The organism is Bartonella sp. AD328YNZD, from assembly GCF_042196425.1.
Genome location: NZ_JBHIQG010000755.1, coordinates 1 through 668 on the forward strand (window position 1 = coordinate 1; position 668 = coordinate 668).

General features: G+C 40.1%; 1 protein-coding gene and 1 pseudogene. One reads left to right on the top strand and one right to left on the bottom strand.

What is annotated here, in order from left to right; genetic code table 11:
* The first annotated feature begins 39 nt into the window (after positions 1 to 39).
* Positions 40 to 540, top strand: a complete 501-nt coding sequence (locus ACFIO3_RS14855; RefSeq protein ID WP_375607755.1) for a YbjN domain-containing protein — start codon at positions 40 to 42, stop codon at positions 538 to 540.
* A 46-nt stretch (positions 541 to 586) separates the two neighbouring features.
* Here ACFIO3_RS14855 and ACFIO3_RS14860 read toward each other — a convergent pair.
* Positions 587 to 668 (bottom strand): annotated as a pseudogene (locus tag ACFIO3_RS14860) (sensor histidine kinase); the annotation flags it as partial.

The following is a 668-nucleotide window of genomic DNA, read 5'->3' on the forward strand; positions in this document are numbered from 1 at the left end:
TATTCTGTTGACAATGTTTTAAGATGATTGAGGATTGTGATGAGGCTTGCATTTTGCGCCACAGAAAGAAAAGAGCATCCTGTTGATTTTATTGAACAGATTGCTTGTGAATATGATTGGTCGTTTGAGCGAGATGCGCAAGATGAAATTAGCGTTTGTGTGGAAGGAAAACGGGCCAATTATCGTCTTGCTTTTTCATGGATAGAAGAGCATGAGGCACTTCATTTGGCTTGTTCATTTGATCTTTCTATTGAACATGCCCGAACAGCCGAAATACAGCGCTTATTGCTAGCAATTAATGAAAAATTGTTGTTGGGACATTTTGATTATTGGCAAAGAAATAACTCGGTTATTTATCGGCAAGGTCTTCTTTTGGCTGGTGGGGCGCATCCATCCCATATACAAGTTGAAACATTATTGATACATGCACTTAAAGCCTGTGAAAGCCATTATGTTGCATTTCAGATGGTGGCTTTATCGGGAGAAAGCGCTTACAAGGCATTGCAATACACTTTGTTTGAAACTGTAGGGAATGCCTAAAACATCAAGTTTGTTATTTTTTACAGACTGTTTACTGAAATATGATTCATCGGGGGATATCAAGAATAGCGCGCAATCCCCCGAGTGGGCTCTCGTCTAATTGTATATTGCCACCATGGCTGCGTGCT